This is a genomic window from Pseudoalteromonas sp. GW168-MNA-CIBAN-0100 (assembly GCF_040309225.1).
GTDB classification, from domain to species: domain Bacteria; phylum Pseudomonadota; class Gammaproteobacteria; order Enterobacterales; family Alteromonadaceae; genus Pseudoalteromonas; species Pseudoalteromonas arctica.
The window spans coordinates 1-274 of the sequence record NZ_JBEOOL010000538.1 but is presented as its reverse complement, the minus strand read 5'-3'; the positions used below and the strand labels follow the sequence as shown (position 1 = coordinate 274).

The window sequence follows — 274 nt, the reverse complement described above, 5'->3', positions numbered from 1 at the left end:
GTCCATACCTAAATCAGCTAACATTTTTATGACATTAAAATTTGGAAAGGCAACTCTGTTCTTAATAGGTTCACCCGTTTTATGGCAAATCATTGATTTAAACATACCGGAGCAATTAACTTCATATGATAGGTTTGCCGCCTTAATTTTTGGAATTAATTTCTTTAAACTACTCCAAAAATATCGTTCACTTACCCCTCCCCTTAAAATCGAGTCTACGTGACCCAAAGAATTAAAGAGGTTACTGTGTATAAGGTCTTCAAGACCCTCAAAA

1 protein-coding gene is annotated in these 274 nt (G+C 34.7%); it reads left to right on the top strand.

Going from position 1 to position 274, the window contains the following annotated elements; translation table 11 throughout:
- On the top strand, positions 1 to 223 hold a 223-nt coding region (locus AAEY62_RS22325), incomplete at its 5' end, for a hypothetical protein (protein WP_350636593.1).
- Positions 224 to 274: the final 51 nt, after the last annotated feature.